At 32.5% G+C, this 25,475-nt stretch carries 24 protein-coding genes, 1 pseudogene and 2 other annotated features; of the genes and pseudogenes, 23 read left to right on the top strand and 2 right to left on the bottom strand.

Annotation, left to right across the window (positions count from 1 at the left end):
- The first annotated feature begins 210 nt into the window (after positions 1-210).
- The 17 genes and pseudogenes from L987_RS08195 to L987_RS08115 form a co-directional block, all read left to right on the top strand.
- Positions 211-1,701: an amino acid permease gene (locus L987_RS08195; protein ID WP_002483062.1), complete on the top strand. Its 1,491-nt coding sequence runs from the start codon at positions 211-213 to the stop codon at positions 1,699-1,701.
- Between the two features lie 59 nt (positions 1,702-1,760).
- Positions 1,761-1,890: a sequence feature (ribosomal protein L20 leader region), on the top strand.
- A gap of 23 nt (positions 1,891-1,913) precedes the next feature.
- Entirely contained in the window at positions 1,914-2,441 is a 528-nt protein-coding gene (gene infC, locus L987_RS08190; RefSeq protein WP_002483063.1) for a translation initiation factor IF-3, read from the top strand.
- Positions 2,442-2,469: 28 nt separating this feature from the next.
- Complete coding sequence (gene rpmI, locus L987_RS08185) at positions 2,470-2,670, top strand: 50S ribosomal protein L35 (protein WP_002483064.1); 201 nt, start codon at positions 2,470-2,472, stop codon at positions 2,668-2,670.
- Positions 2,671-2,721: 51 nt separating this feature from the next.
- The gene (gene rplT / locus L987_RS08180; RefSeq protein WP_002483065.1) at positions 2,722-3,078 is read left to right on the top strand and encodes a 50S ribosomal protein L20; all 357 of its coding nucleotides are present in this window, start codon (positions 2,722-2,724) and stop codon (positions 3,076-3,078) included.
- Between the two features lie 326 nt (positions 3,079-3,404).
- Positions 3,405-4,016, top strand: coding sequence for an NUDIX domain-containing protein (locus tag L987_RS08175; protein ID WP_002483066.1), 612 nt, complete (start codon positions 3,405-3,407; stop codon positions 4,014-4,016).
- A 12-nt stretch (positions 4,017-4,028) separates the two neighbouring features.
- The gene (locus L987_RS08170) at positions 4,029-4,955 is read left to right on the top strand and encodes a hypothetical protein (protein ID WP_047504008.1); all 927 of its coding nucleotides are present in this window, start codon (positions 4,029-4,031) and stop codon (positions 4,953-4,955) included.
- Positions 4,956-5,124: 169 nt separating this feature from the next.
- On the top strand, positions 5,125-6,435 hold the full coding sequence (gene tig, locus L987_RS08165) for a trigger factor (protein WP_002483068.1): 1,311 nt from the start codon (positions 5,125-5,127) through the stop codon (positions 6,433-6,435).
- Positions 6,436-6,621: 186 nt separating this feature from the next.
- Positions 6,622-7,884: an ATP-dependent Clp protease ATP-binding subunit ClpX gene (clpX, locus tag L987_RS08160; RefSeq protein WP_047504006.1), complete on the top strand. Its 1,263-nt coding sequence runs from the start codon at positions 6,622-6,624 to the stop codon at positions 7,882-7,884.
- Positions 7,885-8,060: 176 nt separating this feature from the next.
- Complete coding sequence (gene yihA / locus L987_RS08155; protein ID WP_011302927.1) at positions 8,061-8,648, top strand: ribosome biogenesis GTP-binding protein YihA/YsxC; 588 nt, start codon at positions 8,061-8,063, stop codon at positions 8,646-8,648.
- A 172-nt stretch (positions 8,649-8,820) separates the two neighbouring features.
- On the top strand, positions 8,821-10,152 hold the full coding sequence (gene hemA, locus L987_RS08150) for a glutamyl-tRNA reductase (protein ID WP_047504003.1): 1,332 nt from the start codon (positions 8,821-8,823) through the stop codon (positions 10,150-10,152).
- Between the two features lie 21 nt (positions 10,153-10,173).
- Positions 10,174-11,010: a cytochrome c biogenesis protein CcsA gene (ccsA, locus tag L987_RS08145; protein WP_041079988.1), complete on the top strand. Its 837-nt coding sequence runs from the start codon at positions 10,174-10,176 to the stop codon at positions 11,008-11,010.
- Between the two features lie 53 nt (positions 11,011-11,063).
- A complete protein-coding gene (gene hemC / locus L987_RS08140; RefSeq protein ID WP_011302930.1) occupies positions 11,064-11,990 on the top strand; it encodes a hydroxymethylbilane synthase in 927 nt (308 codons plus the stop codon).
- A gap of 19 nt (positions 11,991-12,009) precedes the next feature.
- Positions 12,010-12,696 (top strand): uroporphyrinogen-III synthase, encoded by a 687-nt coding sequence (locus L987_RS08135; RefSeq protein ID WP_011302931.1) that lies wholly within the window; start codon positions 12,010-12,012, stop codon positions 12,694-12,696.
- The gene (gene hemB / locus L987_RS08130) at positions 12,686-13,663 is read left to right on the top strand and encodes a porphobilinogen synthase (protein WP_002483075.1); all 978 of its coding nucleotides are present in this window, start codon (positions 12,686-12,688) and stop codon (positions 13,661-13,663) included. Before L987_RS08135 ends, hemB begins: the two co-directional genes overlap by 11 nt.
- Positions 13,664-13,682: 19 nt before the next feature.
- Positions 13,683-14,966: a glutamate-1-semialdehyde 2,1-aminomutase gene (gene hemL / locus L987_RS08125; protein ID WP_002483076.1), complete on the top strand. Its 1,284-nt coding sequence runs from the start codon at positions 13,683-13,685 to the stop codon at positions 14,964-14,966.
- A gap of 91 nt (positions 14,967-15,057) precedes the next feature.
- Positions 15,058-16,128: an AbrB family transcriptional regulator gene (locus L987_RS08120; RefSeq protein ID WP_047504298.1), complete on the top strand. Its 1,071-nt coding sequence runs from the start codon at positions 15,058-15,060 to the stop codon at positions 16,126-16,128.
- Between the two features lie 148 nt (positions 16,129-16,276).
- Positions 16,277-16,684, top strand: a pseudogene (locus tag L987_RS08115) (MFS transporter); the annotation flags it as partial.
- A 201-nt stretch (positions 16,685-16,885) separates the two neighbouring features.
- Here the strand turns inward: L987_RS08115 and L987_RS08110 are convergent.
- The gene (locus L987_RS08110) at positions 16,886-17,452 is read right to left on the bottom strand and encodes a DNA-3-methyladenine glycosylase I (protein WP_047503997.1); all 567 of its coding nucleotides are present in this window, start codon (positions 17,450-17,452) and stop codon (positions 16,886-16,888) included.
- A gap of 58 nt (positions 17,453-17,510) precedes the next feature.
- Positions 17,511-17,753, top strand: a binding site (T-box leader).
- 42 nt (positions 17,754-17,795) lie between these two features.
- On the opposite strand from L987_RS08110, the gene L987_RS08105 reads away from it, so the two are divergent.
- From L987_RS08105 to L987_RS08080, 6 genes are all read left to right on the top strand, one after another.
- Complete coding sequence (locus tag L987_RS08105; protein ID WP_047503994.1) at positions 17,796-20,426, top strand: valine--tRNA ligase; 2,631 nt, start codon at positions 17,796-17,798, stop codon at positions 20,424-20,426.
- Between the two features lie 11 nt (positions 20,427-20,437).
- Positions 20,438-21,712, top strand: a complete 1,275-nt coding sequence (locus L987_RS08100) for a bifunctional folylpolyglutamate synthase/dihydrofolate synthase (protein WP_047503992.1) — start codon at positions 20,438-20,440, stop codon at positions 21,710-21,712.
- Between the two features lie 382 nt (positions 21,713-22,094).
- Positions 22,095-22,913, top strand: coding sequence for a squalene/phytoene synthase family protein (locus L987_RS08095; RefSeq protein WP_047503989.1), 819 nt, complete (start codon positions 22,095-22,097; stop codon positions 22,911-22,913).
- Between the two features lie 231 nt (positions 22,914-23,144).
- A complete protein-coding gene (locus L987_RS08090) occupies positions 23,145-23,855 on the top strand; it encodes a prepilin peptidase (protein ID WP_047503986.1) in 711 nt (236 codons plus the stop codon).
- On the top strand, positions 23,852-24,532 hold the full coding sequence (radC, locus tag L987_RS08085; RefSeq protein ID WP_011302938.1) for a RadC family protein: 681 nt from the start codon (positions 23,852-23,854) through the stop codon (positions 24,530-24,532). The genes L987_RS08090 and radC overlap by 4 nt, the downstream gene beginning before the upstream one ends.
- Before the next feature lie 76 nt (positions 24,533-24,608).
- A complete protein-coding gene (locus L987_RS08080) occupies positions 24,609-24,890 on the top strand; it encodes a hypothetical protein (RefSeq protein WP_047503983.1) in 282 nt (93 codons plus the stop codon).
- 356 nt (positions 24,891-25,246) lie between these two features.
- Here the strand turns inward: L987_RS08080 and L987_RS13920 are convergent, their stop codons facing one another.
- A complete protein-coding gene (locus L987_RS13920) occupies positions 25,247-25,426 on the bottom strand; it encodes a hypothetical protein (protein ID WP_011302940.1) in 180 nt (59 codons plus the stop codon).
- Positions 25,427-25,475: the final 49 nt, after the last annotated feature.

Genomic DNA, 25,475 nt, shown 5'->3' with positions numbered 1-25,475 from the left:
ATGCTATTATTAAAATGGTTGCATATCTAATGGGTATGCAACCATTTTGTTTTGGTTTAATGATTATTGAAAATACATTAACGGGATAGAGCGAAAATATGAAGTCATGTGTAATGGATATACTGAATACAGATGACAATGTTTTACTATAAACGTATTGGATTAATCATATAGAAAGTTAGCCTCTAAATTTAAAGAAAGGGAGCTTCTATGGCAAATCAAGAAAATCAAAACACTGGGATTAAAAGAGGGTTGAAAGACCGTCATATTTCCATGATTGCTATTGGGGGTTGTATTGGAACAGGACTATTCATGACTTCCGGTGGTGCGATCCACGATGCTGGTGCACTTGGTGCGCTTTTAGCATATGCAATCATTGGAGCAATGGTCTTCTTTCTTATGACTTCATTAGGAGAGATGGCGACGTATTTACCTGTATCTGGATCGTTTAGTACATATGCTACACGCTTTGTAGATCCTTCATTAGGATTTGCATTGGGATGGAACTACTGGTTTAACTGGGTAATTACTGTTGCTGCCGATGTTACAATAGCTGCGCAAGTTATTCAATATTGGACGCCGTTATCTGGTATTCCGGCTTGGAGTTGGAGTTGTCTCTTTTTAATTATTATTTTTGGACTTAATGCATTATCTGTACGAGTTTATGGCGAAAGTGAATATTGGTTCGCGTTAATTAAAGTAGTTACTGTAATTATTTTCATTGCAATTGGTCTATTAACGATTCTAGGTATTATGGGAGGCGAATTTGTAGGCTTTGATACATTTACTAAAGGCGGTGGACCTATTTTAGGTGACGGTCTTGGAGGTAGTTTACTTACTATTTTAGGTGTGTTCTTAGTGGCAGGTTTCTCATTCCAAGGTACAGAATTGATTGGTATTACTGCTGGTGAATCTGAAAATCCAGAACGCGCAGTTCCAAAAGCAATTAAACAAGTATTTTGGAGAATATTAATCTTTTATATACTTGCTATATTTGTAATCGGTATGCTAATACCTTACGATAGTTCAGCGTTAATGGGCGGCGGAGATGATATTTCTACTTCACCATTTACATTAGTATTCCAAAATGCAGGCTTAGCATTTGCTGCGTCATTCATGAATGCAGTCATTTTAACTTCAGTGCTTTCTGCAGGTAACTCAGGTATGTATGCTTCAACTAGAATGCTTTATTCAATGAGTAAAGATAAACTGGCATACCCTATATTTGGTAAAACAAATAAAAGCGGTGTTCCTTATGTATCTTTAATCGTTACAGCAATCATAGTTATAGGCATATTTATATTGCAACACTTGAGTGGTGATGCATATGAATATATCGTAGCTGCGAGTGGTATGACTGGTTTCATCGCATGGGTAGGTATAGCTGTGAGTCATTATAGATTTAGAAAAGCATTTGATAAACAAGATTATGATAAGTCTAAATTGAAATATAAAGCGAAATTATTCCCATTTGGACCTATATTTGCTGGTATCTTGTGTGTATTAGTTATTATTGGACAAGATGTAGATTTTATTAAAACAGGTGACTTTGACCTTAACAGGTTTGTTATCACTTATATGGGAATTCCAGTATTCTTGGCGTTCTTCATTTATCATAAAGTGAGATATAAAACGAAAATGGTTCCATTGGAAAAAGTGAACTTACGACAAGATGTTGATATGGAAGAAATTAATAAATAATAAAAAGCTATTGACTTGTATATGTATTATTGATAAGATAGGTAACGTTGAATACGAAACGAACCAAGTAGAAGCTCCCGCTTCTCACCTGTTGCGACGCTATAGGCAGTTGGCAGGTCTTATATATACATGTTAATTTCATGTGTAGAGAAGAGCGGGTATATTATATACTCGCTCTTTTTGCTTGGGATAATTTCGTAAAAATCTTGGAGGTGTCAACCATAGCAAAAGATCAAACTCAAGTTAACGAAAAGATTCGTGCAAAAGAATTACGCTTAATCGGTCAAGACGGAGAACAAATTGGTGTTAAAACTAAAAATGAAGCACTAGAAATGGCGGAACGCGTTGGTTTAGATGTAGTCATTATGGCTCCAAACGCTAAACCACCTGTTGCTAGAATTATGGATTACGGTAAATACAAATTTGAACAACAGAAAAAAGAAAAAGAAATGAAAAAGAAACAAAAAACAATCAACCTTAAAGAAATTCGTTTAAGTCCAACAATTGAGGAACACGATTTCCAAACAAAATTGAAAAATGGACGTAAGTTCTTAGAAAAAGGCGATAAATGTAAAGTTTCAATTCGTTTCAGAGGTCGTGCAATTACGCATAAAGAAATTGGTCAACGTGTATTAGAAAAATTTGCAGAACAATGCAAAGACATCGCTACAGTTGAACAAAGACCTAAAATGGATGGACGTCAAATGTTCATCATGTTAAGTCCAATTAACGAAAAATAATAATCGATATTACAGGAGGAAATGAATCATGCCTAAAATGAAAACACACCGTGGAGCAGCTAAACGTGTTAAAAGAACTGGTTCAGGTAAATTAAAACGTTCTAGAGCTTTCACATCTCACTTATTTGCAAACAAGAGTACTAAACAAAAACGTAAATTACGTAAAGCTTCATTAGTAAGCAAATCAGATATGAAACGTGTAAAACAATTATTAGCTTATAAAAAATAATTAACGATATAAAAAAGATAAGATCGAACATATTTAGAGGAGGAATTTATTATGCCACGAGTTAAAGGTGGAACAGTAACAAGAGCGCGTCGTAAAAAGACGATTAAATTAGCTAAAGGTTACTTCGGTTCAAAACGTACATTATATAAAGTAGCAAAACAACAAGTTATGAAATCAGGTCAATATGCATTCCGTGACCGTCGTCAAAGAAAACGTGATTTCCGTAAATTATGGATTACACGTATCAATGCAGCAGCTCGTCAACATGACATGAGCTATTCAAGATTAATGAATGGTTTGAAAAAAGCTGAAATTGATATCAACCGTAAAATGCTTTCTGAAATTGCAATTTCAGATGAAAAAGCTTTTGGTGAATTAGTAGCTAAAGCAAAAGATGCTTTAAAATAATAATCAAGTAGAGTCTGGGACATGAATTATTGTCTCAGACTCTTTGTCATATAGGACAAAAGATGGTTGAAATGCAATCTCTATATTGGAGATCATTTATGTTTATCGATTCGTTTCAATTTAATTCTAGAAAAGTTAAACAATGAAAATTCAACTTTTCTCTTGTTGTCTTAAATTTAATGAATGAGATTAAAATACATAGCAAATTAATTTTTGTAATTTCTAAAGTTATATTAACAATCTACAATATGATTTTGAATAATCATTTTGATAAATAACTACGGTTTGATAAAATAATGAAGAAGTCATATATGAAGGAGAAACTAATGTCTAAATTTGATGAAATGATAACAGTAGTTCCAAGAACAATTTTATTTGATAATGAAAAAAATAAATTTAATGGTTTCTTAGATAAAAATACTACAAAAGGTCAAGATATTTTTGACACACTTTCAAAATATGAGATAAAACGACGCGGTGATATGGAAGAAGACCCATCATACAAACAATTAATTTCATATTGCATATTAGAAAATGAACATGATGAAATTTTAGTTTATGAACGTTTGTCTGGTGGTGGAGAGGCACGTTTACATGGTCAATCGTCAATCGGTGTTGGTGGTCATATGAATGATGTTAAGGGTGCTGAATCTATAAATGAAGTGTTGAGAGTTAATGCTCAAAGAGAATTAGAAGAAGAAGTTGGTTTATCTGATAGCAAATCTCAGAATTTAGCTTACATCGGTTTCATCAATGATGACACGAATGAAGTAGGCGAAGTACATCTAGGTGTCGTCTTTAAAATCAATGTAAATAGTAATGATGTAGAATCAAAAGAAACCGACACATTGAGAATAAAATGGGTAGATCAAAGTAAAATTGATAACTATGATGAATTTGAATCATGGAGCGCTTTAATATTACAAGCTAAACAGTAGGGGTGTATAAAGATGTCCGATGTCATTCCTTTTCCTCGATCAAAAGAAAAACTGATTAGAGAAATTAAGCAATCGTTTAATAGCAATGATTTAGAGCAAATGTATCAATTGTTTGAAGACTTTGAAGAACACTTCGAATTAGATGAACAAATGGCTTTATTAAAATGTTCAATGTTATATAATATGCAGCATTTTCTAGAATTACGTGAAGAGGCCATTATTTTACTTAAGCAAGGAACGACAAAGTATGATGATTTAATGGTTTATTATGTGAAAAGTTTAAACGGCTTGGGACAGTATTTTCAAGTAGTAGAAGTCATCAATCAAATTATAGATGAAGTTAATGACCATAGAACTAGAATGGAATTGTTCCCGATTAAAGAATATGCAATGAGTCAAATAGATAGCCATAATGAACATGCTACCAAAATGCTTCAAGATTTCGACTCAATTTCACTTCGTGATCAAATTAATACGATACTTACATTAATTGATTATAGTCAGTTCAGCTATAAAAATACGGTTGTGAATATTATTGAGCATGTTACTCTCACACCTAATGTGTTAAGTATCATGCTTGAATATTTACGTTTTGCAGAATATGATCAAGAGATAGATATAATAAAATACAATTTTGACATGTCTGTTATACCTAGCAAATTACCAGGATTAGAACATACTGAATTTAAACTTAACATCATTCCAAATGTGATTCAGCACATTGAAGAAGATGCTGCGCAATTGATAGAAGAAGCGCTTCATTTAATGAATAATCATGCCATTTTATTTTATCCATTGGATATCGAGCGAATCGCTCATATAGATGTTTGGGTTGAGGCATATACAAATTACTTTAAAGCGATGATAGGTTTAGAATCATTAGATGAGTCTAATGCGGCCATTCAATTTATTACTGAAATAGATAAATTGAATAATTAATCATTTGTATTTCGGGTAATTGTAAAAAATAGTGTTATAATAAAGCAAATAATTTCAATTTCACAGGAAAATAAAATGTTATAAGCACAGGGTTTGTGTAGTGAATAGTCCTATGCTATAATAGTGAAGTTGAAAAAATAAAATAGGATAATCATGGAGGTTTTTATACATGACAGCAACTTGGGAAAAAAAGGAAGGTAACGAAGGTGTATTAAGCGTTACAGTTCCAGCAGAAAAAGTAGACAAAGCAATTGATCAAGCTTTCAAAAAAGTAGTTAAACAAATCAATGTACCTGGCTTTCGTAAAGGGAAAGTTCCACGTCCAATTTTTGAACAACGCTTTGGTGTAGAAGCTTTATATCAAGATGCAGTTGATATCTTATTACCAGAAGCTTATGGTGAAGCTATTGACGAAACTGGAATTAAACCAGTTGACCAACCAGAAATCAATGTAACATCAATTGAAAAAGGTAAAGAAATGACATTTGAAGCTAATGTTGTTGTAGAACCAGAAGTTCAATTAGGTGACTACAAAGGTTTAGAAGTTGAAAAACAAGATGTTGAATTAACTGATGAAGAATTACAAGAATCAATTGATCATCAATTAGGTCATTTAGCAGAAATGGTTGTTAAAGAAGATGGCGCTATTGAAAATGGCGACACAGTTAACATTGACTTTGATGGCTATGTTGATGGAGAACAATTTGAAGGTGGACAAGCTGAAGGCTACGATCTTGAAATTGGTTCAGGTTCATTTATTCCAGGATTCGAAGAACAATTAGTAGGTGTTAAAACTGGTGAAGAAAAAGATGTTAACGTTACATTCCCAGAAGAATACCATGCTGAAGAATTAGCTGGTAAAGAAGCTACATTCAAAACAAAAGTTAATGAAATTAAATATAAAGATGTTCCAGAATTAACAGATGAAATTGCTAACGAATTAGATTCAGAAGCAAACACTGTTGATGAATATAAAGAAAACTTACGTAAACGTCTAACTGAACAAAAAGAAACAGATGCTGAAAACAATCAAAAAGAAGAAGCAATTAACAAAGCAGCAAACAATGCTTCAATTGATGTTCCAGATGCAATGATTAATACTGAGTTAGATCGCATGGTTCAAGAATTTGGACAACGTATGCAACAACAAGGTCTTAATTTAGAAACTTATTTCCAAATTTCTGGTCAAGATGAATCACAATTAAGAGAACAAATGAAAGACGATGCAGAAGAACGTGTTAAAACAAACTTAACATTAACTGCTATCGCTGATGCAGAAGATATTGAAGTTTCAGATGATGATATCGATAAAGAATTAGAAAAAATGAGTGAACAATTTAATATTTCAGTAGAAGATATTAAACAAACACTAGGTAATACGGATATCGTTAAAAATGATGTACGTATTCAAAAAGTTATCGACTTATTAGTTGATGAAGCTAAATTAGTAGAACCATCTAAAGATGACTCAGAAGCGTAACTAAATATAAATAGAGCAAATTGTTTTGTGAATTATATGTTAGTCGTTTAATATAGTAAACTAGTAGCAGATGCATTCAAATAATGTGTCTGCTACACTATTTTATGCAAATAACTTGTGAAAGGTGTAAGTTGCATATTAAAATACTATCTAGTATAGTCTTTAGGGAATAGGGGTGTAAATAGAATGTTCAAATTCAATGAAGATGAAGAAAATTTAAAATGCTCTTTCTGTGGTAAAGATCAAGACCAAGTTAAAAAACTAGTAGCAGGAAGTGGCGTGTATATTTGTAATGAGTGTATCGAGCTATGTTCAGAAATAGTTGAAGAAGAATTAGCTCAATCAGAGCCTGAAGGGCTAACTGAATTACCAACACCTAAAGAAATTATGGACAAATTAAATGATTATGTTATTGGACAAGAAAAAGCTAAAAAATCATTAGCTGTTGCTGTTTATAATCATTATAAACGTGTTCAACAATTAGGACCTAACGAAGACGAAGTGGAATTACAAAAAAGTAATGTTGCTTTAATCGGTCCAACTGGTAGTGGTAAAACACTTCTAGCACAAACATTAGCTAAAACATTAAATGTACCATTTGCAATTGCTGATGCTACAAGTTTAACAGAAGCTGGTTATGTCGGTGATGATGTTGAAAATATATTACTACGTTTAATCCAAGCTGCTGATTTTGATATAGATAAAGCTGAAAAAGGTATTATTTATGTCGATGAAATTGATAAAATTGCCAGAAAATCAGAAAACACGTCGATTACACGTGATGTATCTGGTGAAGGTGTCCAACAAGCATTGCTTAAGATTTTAGAGGGCACAACAGCAAGTGTTCCACCACAAGGCGGACGTAAGCATCCAAACCAAGAGTTAATTCAAATTGATACGACTAACATCTTATTTGTACTTGGTGGTGCCTTTGATGGTATTGACGAAGTAATCAAACGTAGATTAGGTGAAAAAGTAATTGGTTTCTCTAGTAGCGAAGCATCTAAGTATGATGAAGATGCGATTCTTGAACAAATTAGACCAGAAGATTTACAATCATATGGTTTAATTCCAGAATTTATTGGACGTGTGCCAATTGTAGCGAACCTTGAGACATTAGATGTAGACGCATTAAAAAACATCTTAACGCAACCGAAAAATGCCTTAGTTAAACAATATACTAAAATGCTTGAACTAGATGATGTCACATTAGAATTTACAGATGAAGCATTGTCAGCAATTAGTAATAAGGCAATAGAACGTAAAACAGGTGCGCGTGGATTACGCTCAATTATCGAAGAAGCATTAATTGATATTATGTACGATGTACCATCTTCTGATGGCGTTGTTAAAGTAGTAATTACTGCAGAAACGATTAATGATGAAAATGAACCTGAACTTTACGATAAAGATGGAAATCTTGTAAATAAAGAACAAACATCTGCTTAATATATTTTAAGTAGTAAACTGGGAGTGGGACTAAGCAATCAAAGTTAATTGAGATTGCTAACCCACTCCTATTTTTATTTTTTTCAAAATAACCACTTTATAGTGAGAATACATATTCATTTAATAATTTGTGTAATATAATGAATCAGAGAGTTTAACAGAAAAGAGGGACGAAAATGAAAGTTAATCCTAACGAGATTGAATTATTGATAAGTGCGGTGAAACCAGAACAATATCCTGAAACAGGTCTAAGTGAAGTTGGTTTAAGCGGAAGATCTAATGTAGGAAAATCTACATTTATTAATAGCATGATTGGTAGAAAAAATATGGCACGTACGTCACAACAACCTGGGAAAACACAAACACTTAATTTTTATAACATAGATAATCAACTTGTATTTGTCGATGTACCAGGATACGGATACGCTAAAGTGAGCAAAAAACAACGTGAAGCTTTTGGCAAAATGATTGAAAAATATATTTCACAGCGAGAAGAATTAAAATTAGTCATTCAACTTGTAGATTTAAGACATAACCCAACAGAGGATGACATTTTAATGTATAACTACTTAAAATATTATGAAATTCCTACATTTGTAGTAGCAACTAAAGAAGACAAAATTGCAAAAGGCAAAGTACAAAAACACTTAGCAAATATTCAACAAAAATTAGAAATGGAACCTGAAGATGAAATTATAAGTTATTCATCTGTGAAAAATAATAAACAACAACAAATTTGGAATGTTATAGAAAAGTATTTGTAATTATTATAAAGAACAGGCTTTTTATCATTACATATAATAGAAAATTAAGTATAATTATGACAACAATATGACTACAGATTATAATTCTTCTAATTTACAGGACGAGTTACTTAACGCATGTCATAATTGTGTTATAATAAACTTATTGTAATATGTATGGAGGGCGTTATAAATGCATTTAATTGCGGTAAGCATTAATCATCGTACTGCAGATGTAGCACTTAGAGAAAAAGTTGCTTTCAAAGATGATGCCATACGTTCAGCCAATGTTGATTTATATGAAACGAAATCTATTTTAGAAAACGTTATACTATCAACTTGTAACCGAACAGAAGTATATGCTGTTGCAGATCAAATTCATACGGGTCGCTATTATATACAGAGATTCTTAGCGAGATCATTTGGATTAGATGTTGAGGATATTAAAAATATGACTGAAGTAAAAGTGGGGGACGAAGCAGTAAAACATTTATTGCAAGTCACTTCAGGTTTAGATTCTGTTGTACTAGGTGAGACACAAATTCTAGGGCAAATTAGAAACGCATTCTTTTTAGCTCAAGAAGAAGATACAACAGGCACTATCTTTAATCATCTATTTAAACAAGCAATTACTTTTGCGAAGAAAGCACATAATGAGACTGATATTGCTGATAATGCAGTAAGTGTTTCGTATGCGGCTGTTGAACTGAGTAAAAAAGTGTTTGGCAAAGTCAATAATAAGCAAGCTTTAATTATAGGTGCAGGGGATATGAGTGAATTATCACTCTTAAATTTAATTGGTTCAGGTGTAACTGATATCACAATTGTAAATAGAACATTGAGTAAAGCTCAAGATTTAGCAATGAAACATCATGTTAAATTTGAACCAATGGAATCATTACCAAGACTTTTAGCAGACGTAGATATAGTAATAAGTTCAACAAGTTCAGAAAATTATATTGTGACAAATGAAATGTTGCAATCTATTAGCACTGAACGTAAACACGATTCATTAGTAATGATTGATATTGCGGTTCCTAGGGACATTGAACCGAATATAGATACAATCCATGATATGTTTAGCTATGATGTTGATGATTTGAAAGGTTTAGTAGATGCTAATCTGAGAGAACGCCAACTAGCAGCAGAACAAATTATACAAAACATTCCAAATGAAATTGAAGCACATAATGAATGGGTTAATATGTTAGGTGTTGTGCCAGTTATTCGCGCACTTAGAGAAAAGGCCATGTCAATTCAAGAGGATACAATGGATAGTATAGACAGAAAATTACCTGGATTATCTGAAAGAGAACGCAAAATCATTTCAAAACATACAAAAAGCATTATAAACCAAATGTTGAAAGATCCTATAAAACAAGCTAAAGAATTGAGTAGTGATAAGAAAAGTAACGAAAAATTAGAGCTATTTCAAAGCATATTTGATATTGAAGCTGAAAATGCATATGAAGCTAAAAAGCAAAAGAACAATATGAAAACAGGTCAAATCTTAAGTTTTGAATAAGCATTAGCAAATGGTGATAATATGCAAGAACTATTATTCATAAGGTTAAATGAACTAATATTATTAATTTATCTATTTAGTATTGCTTGTTATTTTTTTGATTTTATTAAAAGGTTTTATAAGATTAGAAACATTGGATTTGTTACATTGGGGATTGTTTGGGTGTTACAAACAATCTCCTTATCTTTTTATGTAACCGCAACAAATCAAGTGCCATTGGGCAATGTTTTTGATGTATTATTTGCACTTGCGTGGTTGATTATTTCGATATCAATCGTGATTAGTGTGATTAAACAAGTCAATATATCCATTTTCTTATTTAATATAATTGGCTTCGTTTTTATCGCAATTAGTACATTTCAACCTATGCACTATCAAGGTGCTGGTGAAAAATTGAATGTAATCAATGAATTACTTATTGTACACGTAACGTTTGCGATAATAAGTTATGCTGTTTTTGCCTTTGCATTTGTGAATAGCATTTTATACTTAATTCAATTTAAAAATTTGAAACAAAAGCGATTTACTCAAAAATACTTTAGAATTAGTAGTGTAGCTACACTTGAAAAAGTTGTATTTTATAATAGTTTAGTGGGTTTTTTATTTATCATATTAAGCATTATTTTAGGTGCTCAATGGGGCATCAATACGATTGGGATGGATATTTTTGTAGATCCGAAAGTAATTATGTCTGTAATTATTACGATATTGTATGGTTTATACTTATTATTAAGAGTAAGGCAGTCGATATCAAAACATAAGTTGATTTATATTAATATCATTCTATTTTGTTTAAACATGATTAATTTATTATTCACTTCCCATGTTTCTGATTTTCATCAATGGACTGGGATTTAAAGAGATACTAAATATAAATGATAAAACGCTAAATTGCTAGGAGGTTACGCAAAATGCGTAAGTTAGTCGTTGGTTCAAGAAGAAGTAAATTGGCTTTAACACAAAGTCGACAATTTATAGATAAATTAAAAGCTATTGACCCAAGTTTAGAAATAGAAATTAAAGAAATAGTGACAAAGGGTGACCTCATCGTAGATAAACAATTATCGAAAGTAGGCGGAAAAGGCCTTTTTGTGAAAGAAATTCAAAATGAATTATTTAATCATGGCATCGATATGGCGATACATTCTTTGAAAGATGTACCTAGCGTCATTCCTGATGGGTTAACTTTAGGGTGTATCCCTGACCGTGAAAATCCATACGATGCATATATTGCAAAAAATCATGTTCCTTTAAATGAACTTCCTGATAATAGCATTGTGGGAACAAGTTCGTTACGCAGAGGTGCACAAATTCTTGCAAAATATCCTAAGTTACAAATTAAATGGATACGAGGAAATATTGATACTCGTTTAAATAAACTTGAAACAGAAGATTATGATGCAATCATTCTAGCTGCTGCCGGATTAAAACGTATGGGTTGGTCTGATGATATCGTCACGAGCTATTTAGACAAAGAAACATTAATTCCAGCAATAGGTCAAGGTGCATTAGGCATTGAATGTCGTTCAGATGATGAGACCCTTTTATCACTATTGAGCAAAGTTCATAATCAAGATGTTGCTGATTGTGTCACTGCTGAACGTACGTTCTTAACTCGTATGAATGGTAGTTGTCAGGTGCCAATCGGTGGCTATGCAACAAAAGAAGCTGATGGCACAATCGAATTTACAGGGTTAATCATGTCTCCAGATGGTAAAGAACGATATCAGCACACTGTACGCGGCACAGATCCTGTTGCATTAGGTGAAGAAGTGACTAAAGTATTAAATGAACAAGGCGCGTATGAAATAATTAAAGCACTAAACGAAGAACAATAATACTTCGAGGTGAAAATAAATGAGACCAGTTATAGTAATGACTCAAACGAGTGAATTTTATAAATCAGATGTATGTATACTACATAAACCTTTCATAAATGTAGAACCATTATCATTTAATCTGAATTTACTCGATGTTAATTATGACTGGCTTATTTTTTCGTCCAAAAAAGCTGTGGAATACTTCAAACCCTACTTATCTAAACTGAATTACAAAAAAATTGCTGTGATTGGTGAAAAAACTGCAGATTATTGTACTTCAATTGGATTGAAAGTATCATTTTGTCCTAAAGACTATTCGCAAGAAGGATTTCTGAAAGCATTTAAAACACATGAACAAAGCAATATTTTATTACCTTCTAGTGCAGCTGCTAGGTCCACGCTTGAAGAAGGATTGAAACAACAAAATTATAATGTTCAAAAGATTGATTTATATGAGCCTGTGCCACATACAAAGCATATTAAGCATGTTAAAATGTTGATTGAGCAAGGCAAAGTGGATGCAATTACATTCGCAAGTTCATCCGCAGTGCGTTATTTTTTTGAAGATAATCAAAACGTATCATTTAATAATTATTTTGTGATAGGGCAACAAACGCTAGATACATTGAATCATTATCAAAAACAAGGTATCGTTGCTGATATACAGACATTAGATGCTTTAGTTAATAAAATTTTAGAAAGTTGGGAAGAAAATGCAATTTGATAGACATAGACGTTTACGTAGTAGTAAATCAATGAGAAATTTAGTTAGAGAAACACATGTGAACAAAGAAGATTTAATTTATCCAATCTTTGTAGTAGAACGTGATAATGTTAAAGAAGAAATTAAATCATTGCCTGGCGTTTACCAATTAAGCTTAAATGTATTAGACGAAGAAATTAAAGAAGCATATGATTTAGGCATTAGAGGTGTTATGTTTTTCGGTGTTCCAAATGAAAAAGATGCTATAGGAACAGGTGCATATGATCATAATGGGATTGTTCAAGAAGCTACAAGAAAAGCAAAGGCTATGTATGATGACTTATTAGTTGTTGCAGATACATGCTTATGTGAATATACAGACCACGGTCATTGTGGTGTCATTAATGAACAAACGAAAGATGTAGATAACGATAAATCACTACCATTATTAGTGAAAACAGCTATATCACAAGTTGAAGCTGGTGCGGATATCATTGCACCTAGTAATATGATGGACGGCTTTGTTGCTGAAATCAGAGCAGGTCTAGATGACGCTGGATATTATAATGTCCCAATTATGAGTTACGGAATTAAATATGCATCAAGTTTCTTTGGTCCTTTCCGTGATGCTGCAGAATCAACACCACAGTTTGGAGATCGTAAGACTTATCAAATGGATCCAGCTAATCGTAGAGAAGCATTGAGAGAACTAGATAGTGATTTACGTGAGGGCGCAGATATGATGATTGTTAAACCAGCCCTTAGCTTCTTAGATATTATTAGAGATGTTAGAAATACTACGAACGTTCCAGTTGTTGCATATAATGTAAGTGGTGAGTACAGTATGACTAAAGCCGCATCATTGAATGGTTGGATAGACGAAAAAGCAGTTGTTATGGAACAAATGACTTCCATGAAACGTGCTGGTGCGGATATGATTATTACGTATTTTTCAAAAGATATTTGTCGTTATTTAGACGAACAATAGTGATTAGGAGGTTATGTGAATGCGTTACAGTAACTCAGAAAAAGCAATGGCTAAAGCCGAAGAATTAATGCCTGGTGGTGTAAACAGTCCAGTAAGAGCATTTAAATCTGTTGATACACCAGCCATATTTATGGATCATGGTGAAGGTTCAAGAATTTATGATATTGATGGTAATGAATACATCGATTATGTATTAAGTTGGGGTCCTTTAATTTTAGGACACAAAAATAAACAAGTCATTGAAAAGATACATGAAGCGGTGGACAAAGGAACAAGTTTTGGTGCTTCAACATTACAGGAGAATAAATTAGCTGAACTTGTTATCGAACGTGTACCATCTATAGAAAAAGTGCGTATGGTATCTTCAGGTACTGAGGCGACGTTAGATACATTACGCTTGGCTCGTGGTTATACAGGTAGAAATAAAATTGTGAAATTTGTAGGTTGTTACCATGGTCATAGTGACTCACTTTTAATAAAAGCTGGTTCTGGTGTAGCAACACTTGGATTACCTGATTCACCGGGTGTGCCAGAAGGTATTGCAAAAAACACAATTACAGTACCTTATAATGATTTAGATGCAATCAAAGTTGCGTTTGAAGAATTCGGTGACGATATCGCAGGCGTAATTGTTGAGCCTGTAGCTGGTAACATGGGTGTGGTACCTCCAGTTGAAGGTTTTTTACAAGGCTTAAGAGATATCACAACAGCGTATGGTTCGTTATTGATTTTCGATGAGGTAATGACTGGATTCCGTGTAGGATATAACTGTGCACAAGGATACTTCGATGTCACTCCTGATTTAACTTGCTTAGGTAAAGTAATCGGTGGTGGATTGCCAGTAGGTGCATTCGGAGGTAAAAAAGAAATTATGGATCAAATTGCCCCAACAGGTGATATTTATCAAGCTGGTACATTATCCGGTAATCCATTAGCCATGACGAGCGGCTACGAAACATTAAGTCAATTAACACCTGAAACGTATGACTATTTCAATAAATTAGGTGATTTACTAGAGCAAGGCTTAAAAGATGTTTTTGCCAAACATAATGTGCCAATCACTGTAAATCGTGCTGGTTCTATGATAGGATATTTCTTAAATGCAGGGCCAGTAACGAATTTTGAACAAGCTAACAATAGCGATTTAGAAATGTTTAGCCAAATGTATAGAGAAATGGCAAAAGAGGGCGTATTTTTACCACCTTCACAATTTGAAGGAACGTTCCTTTCTACTTCACATACTGAAGAAGATATTAACAAAACCATACAAGCATTTGATACAGCATTAAGTCGAATTGTATAAAGTTTAAATGATGCCCGAGCAACCAATGTGTTGAGCGGGCATTTTATTTGGATTGACTGTGATTGACGATAATGATGAAAGTTGTGAGAACATGAATAAGCAATTAAGAAATAATATGATCGTATTACTGTTCGCCGTGATATTAAGTTTGATATTAAACGCAGCGCATATATTGTTGCCATTCATGTTTGGTCCTATTATTGCAAGTGTGATTTGTGTGAGGGTCTTTCGTCTAGAGATTGAATGGCCATTTTGGCTTAGTCAGATAGGTTTGGTTTTGCTAGGTGTTCAAATTGGTTCAACTTTCACTAAAAATGTAATATTAGATATTAAAGATGATTGGTTAACGATTATTTTGATTACTGTCATGTTGTTAGCCCTAGCATTAGTGATAGCATTCTTTTTCAAAAAAATTGCCAAAGTTAATACGGAAACTGCTATTCTTAGTGTGATTCCAGGGGCTTTAAGTCAAATGTTAATCATGGCGGAAGAAAATAAAAGAGCAAATATTATGGTAGTCAGTTTGACACAAACTTCAAGGATTATTTTTGTAGTTATTCTAGTACCATTTATTTCTTACTTTTTCAGAGATAATGGTAGTAATGGTAGCCTTGAAAAGGCGACAACGAAGGTACTGACAGATGCAGTATCAATTCCCCAAATATTACTTTTAGCATTAGCAGTTTTTATTGTTTATATCATAATGAGTAAGATTAATTTTCCAACGAAACAGTTACTAGCACCGATTATAGTACTTATTAGTTGGAATTTAATTACAGGTGTAACATTTACTCTAGATAATTATATTATTGCGTCGGCCCAGGTGATCTATATGATTCGCATTGGTCTACAAATAGCTAAGTTGCTAGATCAAATGAAAGGGAGAATTGCAGTTGCGATTGCATTTCAAAATGTACTTTTGATATTACTTGCCTTTATCATGGTGTTGCTAATTTCGATGGTGTCTAATCATTCTGTAAATGAATTGTTCCTTGGTGCTGCACCTGGTGGCATGAGCCAAATCGTATTAGTAGCAATTGAAACAGGTGCCGATGTGGCGCTGATATCGAGTTATCATATTTTTAGGATATTCTTTATTTTATTCTTAATTGCACCTTTATTAGGTCATTTACTCAAATATATAGATAGATCACATTCTTAGAGCTATTAGAATTTATTGATTTACTATTGAGTTTGATTAGGTATTTTAAAATGAAATATTGTTCACAAATAACCTTCTATGAATAGAAGGTTATTTTTTAATGAAAACAAAATGCATAAAATAATAATCAGACATTTTAAGGGGATTATCATTAATTTCATTCCAATTTTTAAATATGGGTAACTTAATATTCTTATTTATAGGTCTACTAATGATCGGTATCGTATTATCAGTCTACGAAGGCACAATGCCAGGCACACTACCGACACTATTCTTTTCAAATGTTCGTTATAGAACACTGTCTTGGACATTTAACATTTCAGTGTCTGTGTTTGGTGGTACGACACCTTTAGTAGCGACATGGTTGGTACATGAAACTGGAAACAACCTTGCCCCAGGCTTTTATTGGTTAATAGTGAGTATTATTTGCCTTATAGTTGTCGTGTTTTTATTTAAAGACACTTCAAAACAGTCTTTAAAAGGCTCTTATCCAACTGTTTCTAATGAAAAAGAATTTAAAATAGCTGTTGAAAACCCTAAAGATTCATTATGGTAGCATTCAGAAAGCCAACAAAATAAATAATCTATTAATTACATTATGAAACAGCGATGTACTTTTTAATGATTTCATTTTACTTATAACAAATGAAATCATTGAAAAGTATTTTTTTATTTAAAAATAAGCATATAGGTTATGAATATATACGAGTCACTTTTACAAGTAATTTAGTTTAACAAATTTTAATCATCTAATTATTTAGTTATGGTTATAAATCGGATTGTTTGGACAAGACTGCAAATGCGCATTATACAATCCAGCAGCCTCTAAAAATGAAAAAACTGTTACTGGACCTAAAAATTTGAACCCATAACTTTTTAAAGATTTTGAAAGTTTTGTTGCACGTTCATCTACAGTAATTCGGTCACTAGGTTGTTTGTAACCACAATTAATGGGTTCATAATCAACAGTTGACCATAAATAATCACTGAAACTACCGTAGTCTTTTTCAATTTCAAAGTAACCTTTTGCTTGACTTACAATTGCTTCTAATTTTTTTCTGTTATGTACGATATTAGGGAAAGTCATTAATTGATCAATATCCTTATCTGTCATTTTTACAATTTGATGAGGATCGAAATCATAAAATGCTTGTTCATAGGATTCTTTTTTCTTTAATATTGTTAACCATGAAAGACCAGCATGTTGAGATTCTAGTGCTAAGAGTTTAAACAATTTGAGACTATCATATAGTGGTTGCCCCCATACTTCGTCATGATATTTTAAATAGATTGGATTTTTGGTACCAAATGCACAGTCGTTCATAAATTTCACTCCATTTTATTGACTTATTTTAACATCCATTATACTATAATTAAGTAAATAAATATTGTCTACTGGGAAGAGTAAATAGGCTTGAATTTAACAGAGAGTACAAGAATGCTGAAAATGTACAATTTAACTTATTGAAGGTAGCCCACATTGAACTTTAACTGAACACTAATCATATGAAGATATCTGTTTAATAGGTTAAAGCGTGCTTGAGCGTTAATCATGTAATTAAGTGCTTGAAATTAGTTTGTAATTTCTTGAATTTAGGTGGTACCACGGAATATCCGTCCTATTTTGATAGGGCGGATATTTTTATTTTTAAGGAGGATTTTAACACATGGAAATGAAACCAAAATATAATCCAAGGGACGTTGAGTCTGGACGTTATGACCAATGGGTAAACAGTGGATATTTTAAAGCAAAAGATGATCAATCTAAAGAAACATATACAATCGTTATTCCGCCTCCAAATGTAACTGGTAAATTACATCTTGGTCATGCTTGGGATACAACATTACAAGATATATTGACACGTATGAAACGCATGCAGGGTTACGATACCTTATATCTGCCAGGCATGGATCATGCAGGCATTGCGACACAAGCTAAAGTAGAAGCAAAATTAAATGAACAAGGTTTATCTCGACATGATTTAGGAAGAGAAAAATTCTTGGAGCAAGCATGGGACTGGAAAGAGGAATATGCAAACTTTATCAGACAACAATGGGCTAAAATTGGTCTTGGTCTAGATTATAGTAGAGAAAGATTCACATTGGATGAAGGTTTAAGTAAAGCAGTTAAAAAAGTATTCGTTGATATGTACAATAAAGGTTTGATTTATCGTGGCGAATATATTATTAATTGGGATCCTATTGCGCGCACGGCTTTATCTGATATTGAAGTTATACATGAAGATGTGCAAGGCAAATTTTACCATTTTAAATATCCTTATGCAGATGGTAATGGTTATATTGAAATTGCAACGACGCGTCCAGAAACGATGTTAGGTGACACTGCAATTGTGGTTAACCCGAATGATGAACGTTATAAAGACGTAATAGGTAAAACAGTTATTTTACCTATTGTAGGTAGAGAATTACCAATATTGGCTGATGAATATGTAGATATTGAATTTGGTAGTGGTGCGATGAAAGTTACACCTGCGCATGACCCAAATGATTTTGAAATAGGTAATCGACATGATTTAGAGCGTATTATTGTCATGGATGAATCAGGTAAGATGAATGACAAAGCTGATAAATACCAAGGCATGGATCGTTTTGATTGTCGTGAACAATTAGTAAAAGATTTAGAAGCGGAAAACCTAGTCATTAAAATTGAAGAGCATGAACATTCAGTTGGTCATTCTGAACGTTCTGGTGCAGTCGTAGAACCTTATTTATCTACACAATGGTTCGTTAAGATGAAACCACTTGCTGAACAAGCATTAAATAACCAAAAAACAGACGACAGAATCGATTTTGTTCCAGCCCGTTTTGAAAAAACATTTAATCGATGGATGGAAGAAATTCGAGATTGGACAATATCTAGACAACTTTGGTGGGGGCATCAAATTCCAGCATGGTACCATAAGGAAACTGGTGAAATATTTGTAGGTGAGCATGAACCAGAAGATATTGAAAACTGGGTACAAGATGAAGATGTCTTGGATACTTGGTTCTCCAGTGCTTTATGGCCGTTTTCTACACTAGGCTGGCCTGATGTCGAAGCAGATGACTTCCAACGTTATTTCCCAACAAATGCTTTAGTGACTGGTTATGATATTATCTTTTTCTGGGTAGCTAGAATGATTTTCCAAGGATTAGAATTTACTGGAAAACGTCCGTTCAATGATGTATTATTACATGGATTGGTTCGTGCGGAAGATGGCCGTAAGATGAGTAAATCGCTCGGTAATGGTGTTGACCCAATGGATGTTATTGATGAATATGGCGCTGATAGTTTACGCTATTTCTTAGCCACAGGATCGTCACCAGGTCATGATTTACGTTATTCTACTGAAAAAGTGGAGTCTATATGGAATTTTATTAACAAAATTTGGAATGCTGCGAGATTCAGTATTATGAATATTGGTGAAGACTTTACGGTAGAACAAGTTGACTTATCAGGTGATTTATCACTTGCTGACAAGTGGATTTTAACTCGCTTAAACGAAACAATTGAGAATGTAACGGAATTAAGTGATAAATATGAGTTTGGTGAAGTAGGCAGAACGTTATATAATTTCATATGGGATGAATTCTGTGATTGGTATATTGAAATGAGTAAGATACCAATGAATGGTGAAGACGAAGCACAGAAACAAATCACGCGCTCTGTACTTACTTATGTACTAGATAATACGATGAGAATGCTACACCCATTCATGCCATTTGTGACTGAACAAATTTGGCAAAATTTACCTCACGAAGGTGAAACAATTGTTAAAGCTGCTTGGCCAAAAGTAAACGAAGCGCTTGTTTTTGATGACAGTAAAGAAACAATGCAGCAACTCGTTGAAATTATAAAATCTGTGAGACAGTCACGCTTAGAAGTGGATACACCTTTATCTAAGGCGATTCCAATTTTCATTAAAGCAAAAGATGAAAATATTAAAGAAACATTGTTGAATAATTCAAATTATATAGATAGATTTTGTCATCCAAGTGTATTAACGATTGATACAACAATTGAAATTCCTGAAAAAGCAATGACATCTGTAACGACAGCCGGTGAAGTTGTACTTCCATTAGAAGGTTTGATTGATATGGATAAAGAGATTGCACGTTTAGAAAATGAACTTTTAAAATGGGAAAAAGAGCTAGATCGAGTAAATAAAAAATTAGCAAATGAAAACTTCGTCAATAAAGCACCTGAAAAAGTGATTAATGAAGAACGTGAGAAAAAGCAAACCTATCAAGAGAAATATGATGGTGTTAAATTACGAATTAATCAATTAAAAGCATAGGAGTCCTTAAGATGAATTACCTAGATAGCTTATATTGGATACACGAGCGAACTAAGTTTGGTATAAAGCCAGGCGTCAAACGCATGGAATGGATGCTAGAGCGCTTGAATAATCCACAATTTAATATAAATGGTATTCATGTAGGTGGTACAAATGGTAAAGGATCGACCGTTTCATATTTGAGATCAGCACTTGTTGATAACGGATATGAAGTGGGCACATTCACTTCACCATTTATCGAGACCTTCAATGAACGCATTAGTTTAAATGGGAATCCAATAAGTGATGATGAGATTGTTGCACTCGTTCAACACGTCAAACCCGTCAGTGAAGCATTAGAAATAGAAACAGAACTTGGCACTGCTACCGAATTTGAAATTATAACAACAATGATGTTTTTATATTTTGGAGAAATTCATCCAGTAGATTTTGTTATAGTCGAAGCAGGATTAGGTATTAAAAATGATTCGACTAATGTATTTAAACCAATATTATCAATCCTTACAAGTATTGGGTTAGATCATACAGACCTTTTAGGTGATACTTATGTAGATATCGCGAAAGACAAAGGCGCTATCGTTAAACCTAATACACCTGTTATTTATGCCGTGAAAAACGATGAAGCACTTAAAGTGATTAGAGATTATTTTGAGCAACAAGAGGCTGAAGGCATCGAATTAGATCGCGATATTAGTATTATTTCAGAAGATGAAGAATTTACTTATCGCTATAAAGATTATGAATTAGAAACACTACTTCTGAATATGGTCGGTGAACATCAAAAAGAAAATGCAGCTCTAGCGATTACGGCATTAATTGAATTAAATGAAGATGGTATCGTTGATTTAGATTTCAATAAAATGATAGATGGTATAGAATCCGTAAGTTGGACTGGTAGAATTGAACAAGTAAAAGATCAGCCTTTAATGATTATGGATGGAGCGCATAATGTAGAAAGCGTAGAAGCGTTAATTAGCACAATTAAGCAATATTACAACATAGAAAATATAGATATCTTGTTTTCAGCAATTAAAGGAAAGCCCATCAATGCCATGGTAGATCAACTTAAAACGATTGCATCGACATTCTATATTACTGATTTTGATTTCCCGAAAGCCTTAACAAAAGAAGAGATTTTTGAAGACGTCAGATACGATCAAAAAGCACTTGTTGATGATTATGTTAAGTTTATAGAAACTTATGAGGGTGAAGGTTTAATCATTACTGGCAGTTTATACTTTATTAGCGAAGTAAAATCTAAAGTGAATTTTAATGAGAGCAATTAGGACATAAATGATGCATATTTTAAAGTATAGCAATATGTCTAGTTATATGAGCTTGAGTTTAATACTACCTAAACTGAAACTTATTCGTAAGTGCTACTAAAATTCTATATGGTTTACTAATGTTAAAGTTCTTTAGTGAAGCGTAACTTTAAGATTAACAGGCTGAGACATCATTGATGTTTCAGCCTGTTGTTGTTTTAGTTTCAATGATATACGTGTGAGGTAATATATTATTATGAAGAAAATATGTATTTATGATAGAAATTCAACGTAGTAAACGGGCGCTAAGCGTATTGAATTTCGTCTAAAAATGAAACATATATTTCCTATTTAAATTTGGTGTTATATGATAGTATTTACGAAGGGGAGGTATGAGAATAAAATGGCAGACAAGAAATTCCCAAAAGATGCAATGCGAGTTTTAAAAGAGACAAGCCGAACTTTTTATATACCGATTACTTTTTTAGAAAAAGAATTAAAGCATACGGTAGCTTCTGCGTATCTCGTATTACGAGCAATAGATGAAATTGAAGACCATGAAGCATTAAGTAACGATATGAAATACAATACGCTCATGCAAATAAGTGAATTATTTAAGGAAACATTCGACGAGGATAAATATTTACAAATTTTAGCGCCTGTTAAAAATGACATGCCTGAAGTTACAATACGATTAGGCGAATGGATAGATGCTTGTCCAGAACATACGAGAGCTGTTGTATTAGAGGCTTCAAGTGAGATGGCGTATGGTATGGCAAAATGGGCGAAAGCCAATTGGGATATCCATACTAAAGCGGATTTAGATGACTATACATATTATGTTGCAGGACTTGTTGGTGTGATGCTTTCACAACTTTGGGATCTTTGCGCTGGCGTTAAAACAGACCGAGATTTAGCTATAGGATATGGTCGAGGTTTACAAGCTGTAAATATTCTGAGAAATCAACATGAAGATTATGAAGAACGAGGCGTAAGTTTTGTTCCAGATGATTGGGCCAGAGATGACTTGTTCGAATATGCTGAAGATAATTTAGCTAAAGCTGATGCTTATATGAAAGACATTAATAAAAAGACAATATTATTATTTTGTCGCTTACCATTGGCACTTGCACATAAATCGCTTAAAGCGATGCAAAATGGACGTGAAAAAATATCACGTTCTGAAGTAGAAGAAACAGTTGAAGAAATACAAAAAGATTAATGATGCATTAAAAATGTCTCAGTTAGAATTAATAAAGAAACAGCAATCAAATTTATATTTGATTGCTGTTTCTTTATTTTAGTGAGTATATACAAACTATTGCTAATTATAACTTTCATTTCAGAACAAAAAATAAATTTAAATTTAAGATTATATTAATATTATCTGTTTTTGTTAATTTTGTTATTTAATAAATAAATCATGTTATAATGGGTGATAGGAGGTGCTTAAGTGTTTCTATTGTTTTTAATTTGCCCTATTTTATTTAGTTATTTATATCAGTTAAGTTTTGTAGAGAAGCTTGATTTGACTTACTTTAAATTACGTTCGCATTGCGATTATTGTTATCGACAACTTCGAATTTATGAAATGATCCCGATATTTAGCTTTTTATTTCAAAGAGGTAAAACGACATGTTGTAATAAACAACTCAATCGTTGTTATTTCGTTGGTGAAAGTCTTGCTTTATTACCATTATTTTTTGTACTACAATATAACACTTTATTAAACATAGATTATTCCACTTTTTTACTCATTTATTTATTCTTACTTGTGCTTGCACTTTATGATATTGCTACCTTTTCAATCCCCTTACATATGCTGTTTATTTTTACATTTTGTATTTGTGTTATAGTACCGATACACTTCATTTCTTTTTTACTCGTAAGTAGTTTACTTCATTTAATATATTTCTTTTGTAATAAATCAATTGGATACGGAGACATTCTTGTCTTCTCTGTATTAGCATTAGCACTGCCGTTTTCTTTATTTAGATACCTTTTTTTATTTACTTTTATTATCGGTGGCGTATTTGCGTTATTTCATTTCATATTTTTTAGAAATACCAAACAGTGTGTACCACTGATTCCTTTTATCTTTTTTGCATTTAATCTCACAATCATATTCCAACAAAGTATAAGCTACGGAGTGAAGTTCTTATGAAAATAAATGATCTCGCAAATCATCAAAAACCCAGGGAGCGTATGTTAAATTATGGTGCCTCTCATCTATCACATGCTGAATTACTAGCAATTTTAATTAATACTGGTAGAAAAGGATATTCTAGTTTAGATATTGCGAATGAATTACTTAAATCTATTGTGAATTTAAAAGAATTAAAGCATCTATCAATTAATGATTTAAATAAAATCAAAGGCGTTGGACTATACAAAGCACTCACTTTAAAAGCTGCTTTTGAATTAGGTGAACGAATGCATTCTGGAAGTGTTGATGATAAAATTCAAATCAATAACCCTAAAGATGCAGCAGACTTTATGATGGGGAAAATGGAACATTTAACTCAAGAAAAATTTATAGCGTTATTTTTAAATTCTAAGAATATCATTATCAAGCAAAAAACAATTTTTATGGGGACATTGAATAGTGCTATTGTGCATCCTCGAGAAATCTACAGTGAAGCAGTTAAATGTGCAAGTAATGCAATTATTGTCCTTCATAACCATCCTTCAGGCGATACTACACCATCACTAGAGGATATTAAAACTACAGATAGATTACGAGAATGTGGAGATATATTAGGCATACAATTATTAGATCATGTCATTATTGGTGATCATACATATTTAAGTATGGTTGAAGAAGGTTACTTTGACATATAATAGAATGTCTAATTTCAATTTTTTGTTATAAAATAGATGAGGTATAATGAAATAGTTAACTAAGGAGGGAGAATGTTTGGGGATTTTATTTTTAATTGGGCTATTAATTCCATTTGTATATTTAATGCAACTGACAAAAAAGAAAGTAGCTATTAATTTGAAACGGACAATAAATACAATTGTCATCTCGATCATTAGTGTTTTAATAGTAACCATTTTATTTATTGTCTTTAATCATGCGAAAATTGAGATATGGCATACTGTTATCAGTGCAATCATTGTATCAATCGTATGGGCATTATTATTAAGCGCGTGTTATTATGTTTATCAAATACTTTCTAATAATGTAAAAAAATAAGTTGTTTCTCTTAAATATAGTAATAGTTGATGTATGACTGAATTAAGTATGATTAAATTTTAACCATGAATGCATTATAAAAATAATTTGATGTAGAAAGCTAAAATCAAAATTTCGATTAATCATTTCATGCTCCAATTCAAGAATGGATGACAATGTTACGGTTCATCTATAAACTAAAGCGCATGCAAAACCATCGCTAATTTTGAGTTAAAAACAGTTTTATAACGTAGAGATGTTTATCACTATGCATTAAAAAAGCCTGAGGCATCTATTCATGCCTCAGGCTCAGATTATTCACATGCATCTTACTCAAATGAATCTATTCACTGTTTTCCAATTTCATAAATATTAATTTAATTTATAAAGTTGAAATAGTAGTTAAAATGATCCATGATCCAAAGAATTCCTTGATATCCTAAGTAGATACATAATACAATGATTCCAATATATATTAAAACTCTTAATAAAGATAAACCTACTCTAAATAATAGTATAACCAAGAGGGCAAGCAGGATTATAGATAAAATATTCATTCTATGTTCACTCCCTTTGCTTTTAATTGTACTATGAATTGAATGACTA

It is taken from the genome of Staphylococcus sp. ZWU0021, assembly GCF_000798895.1.
Classification (GTDB): domain Bacteria; phylum Bacillota; class Bacilli; order Staphylococcales; family Staphylococcaceae; genus Staphylococcus; species Staphylococcus saprophyticus.
The sequence above is the reverse complement of the archived record's forward strand: the minus strand, read 5'-3'. Positions and strand labels throughout refer to the sequence as shown.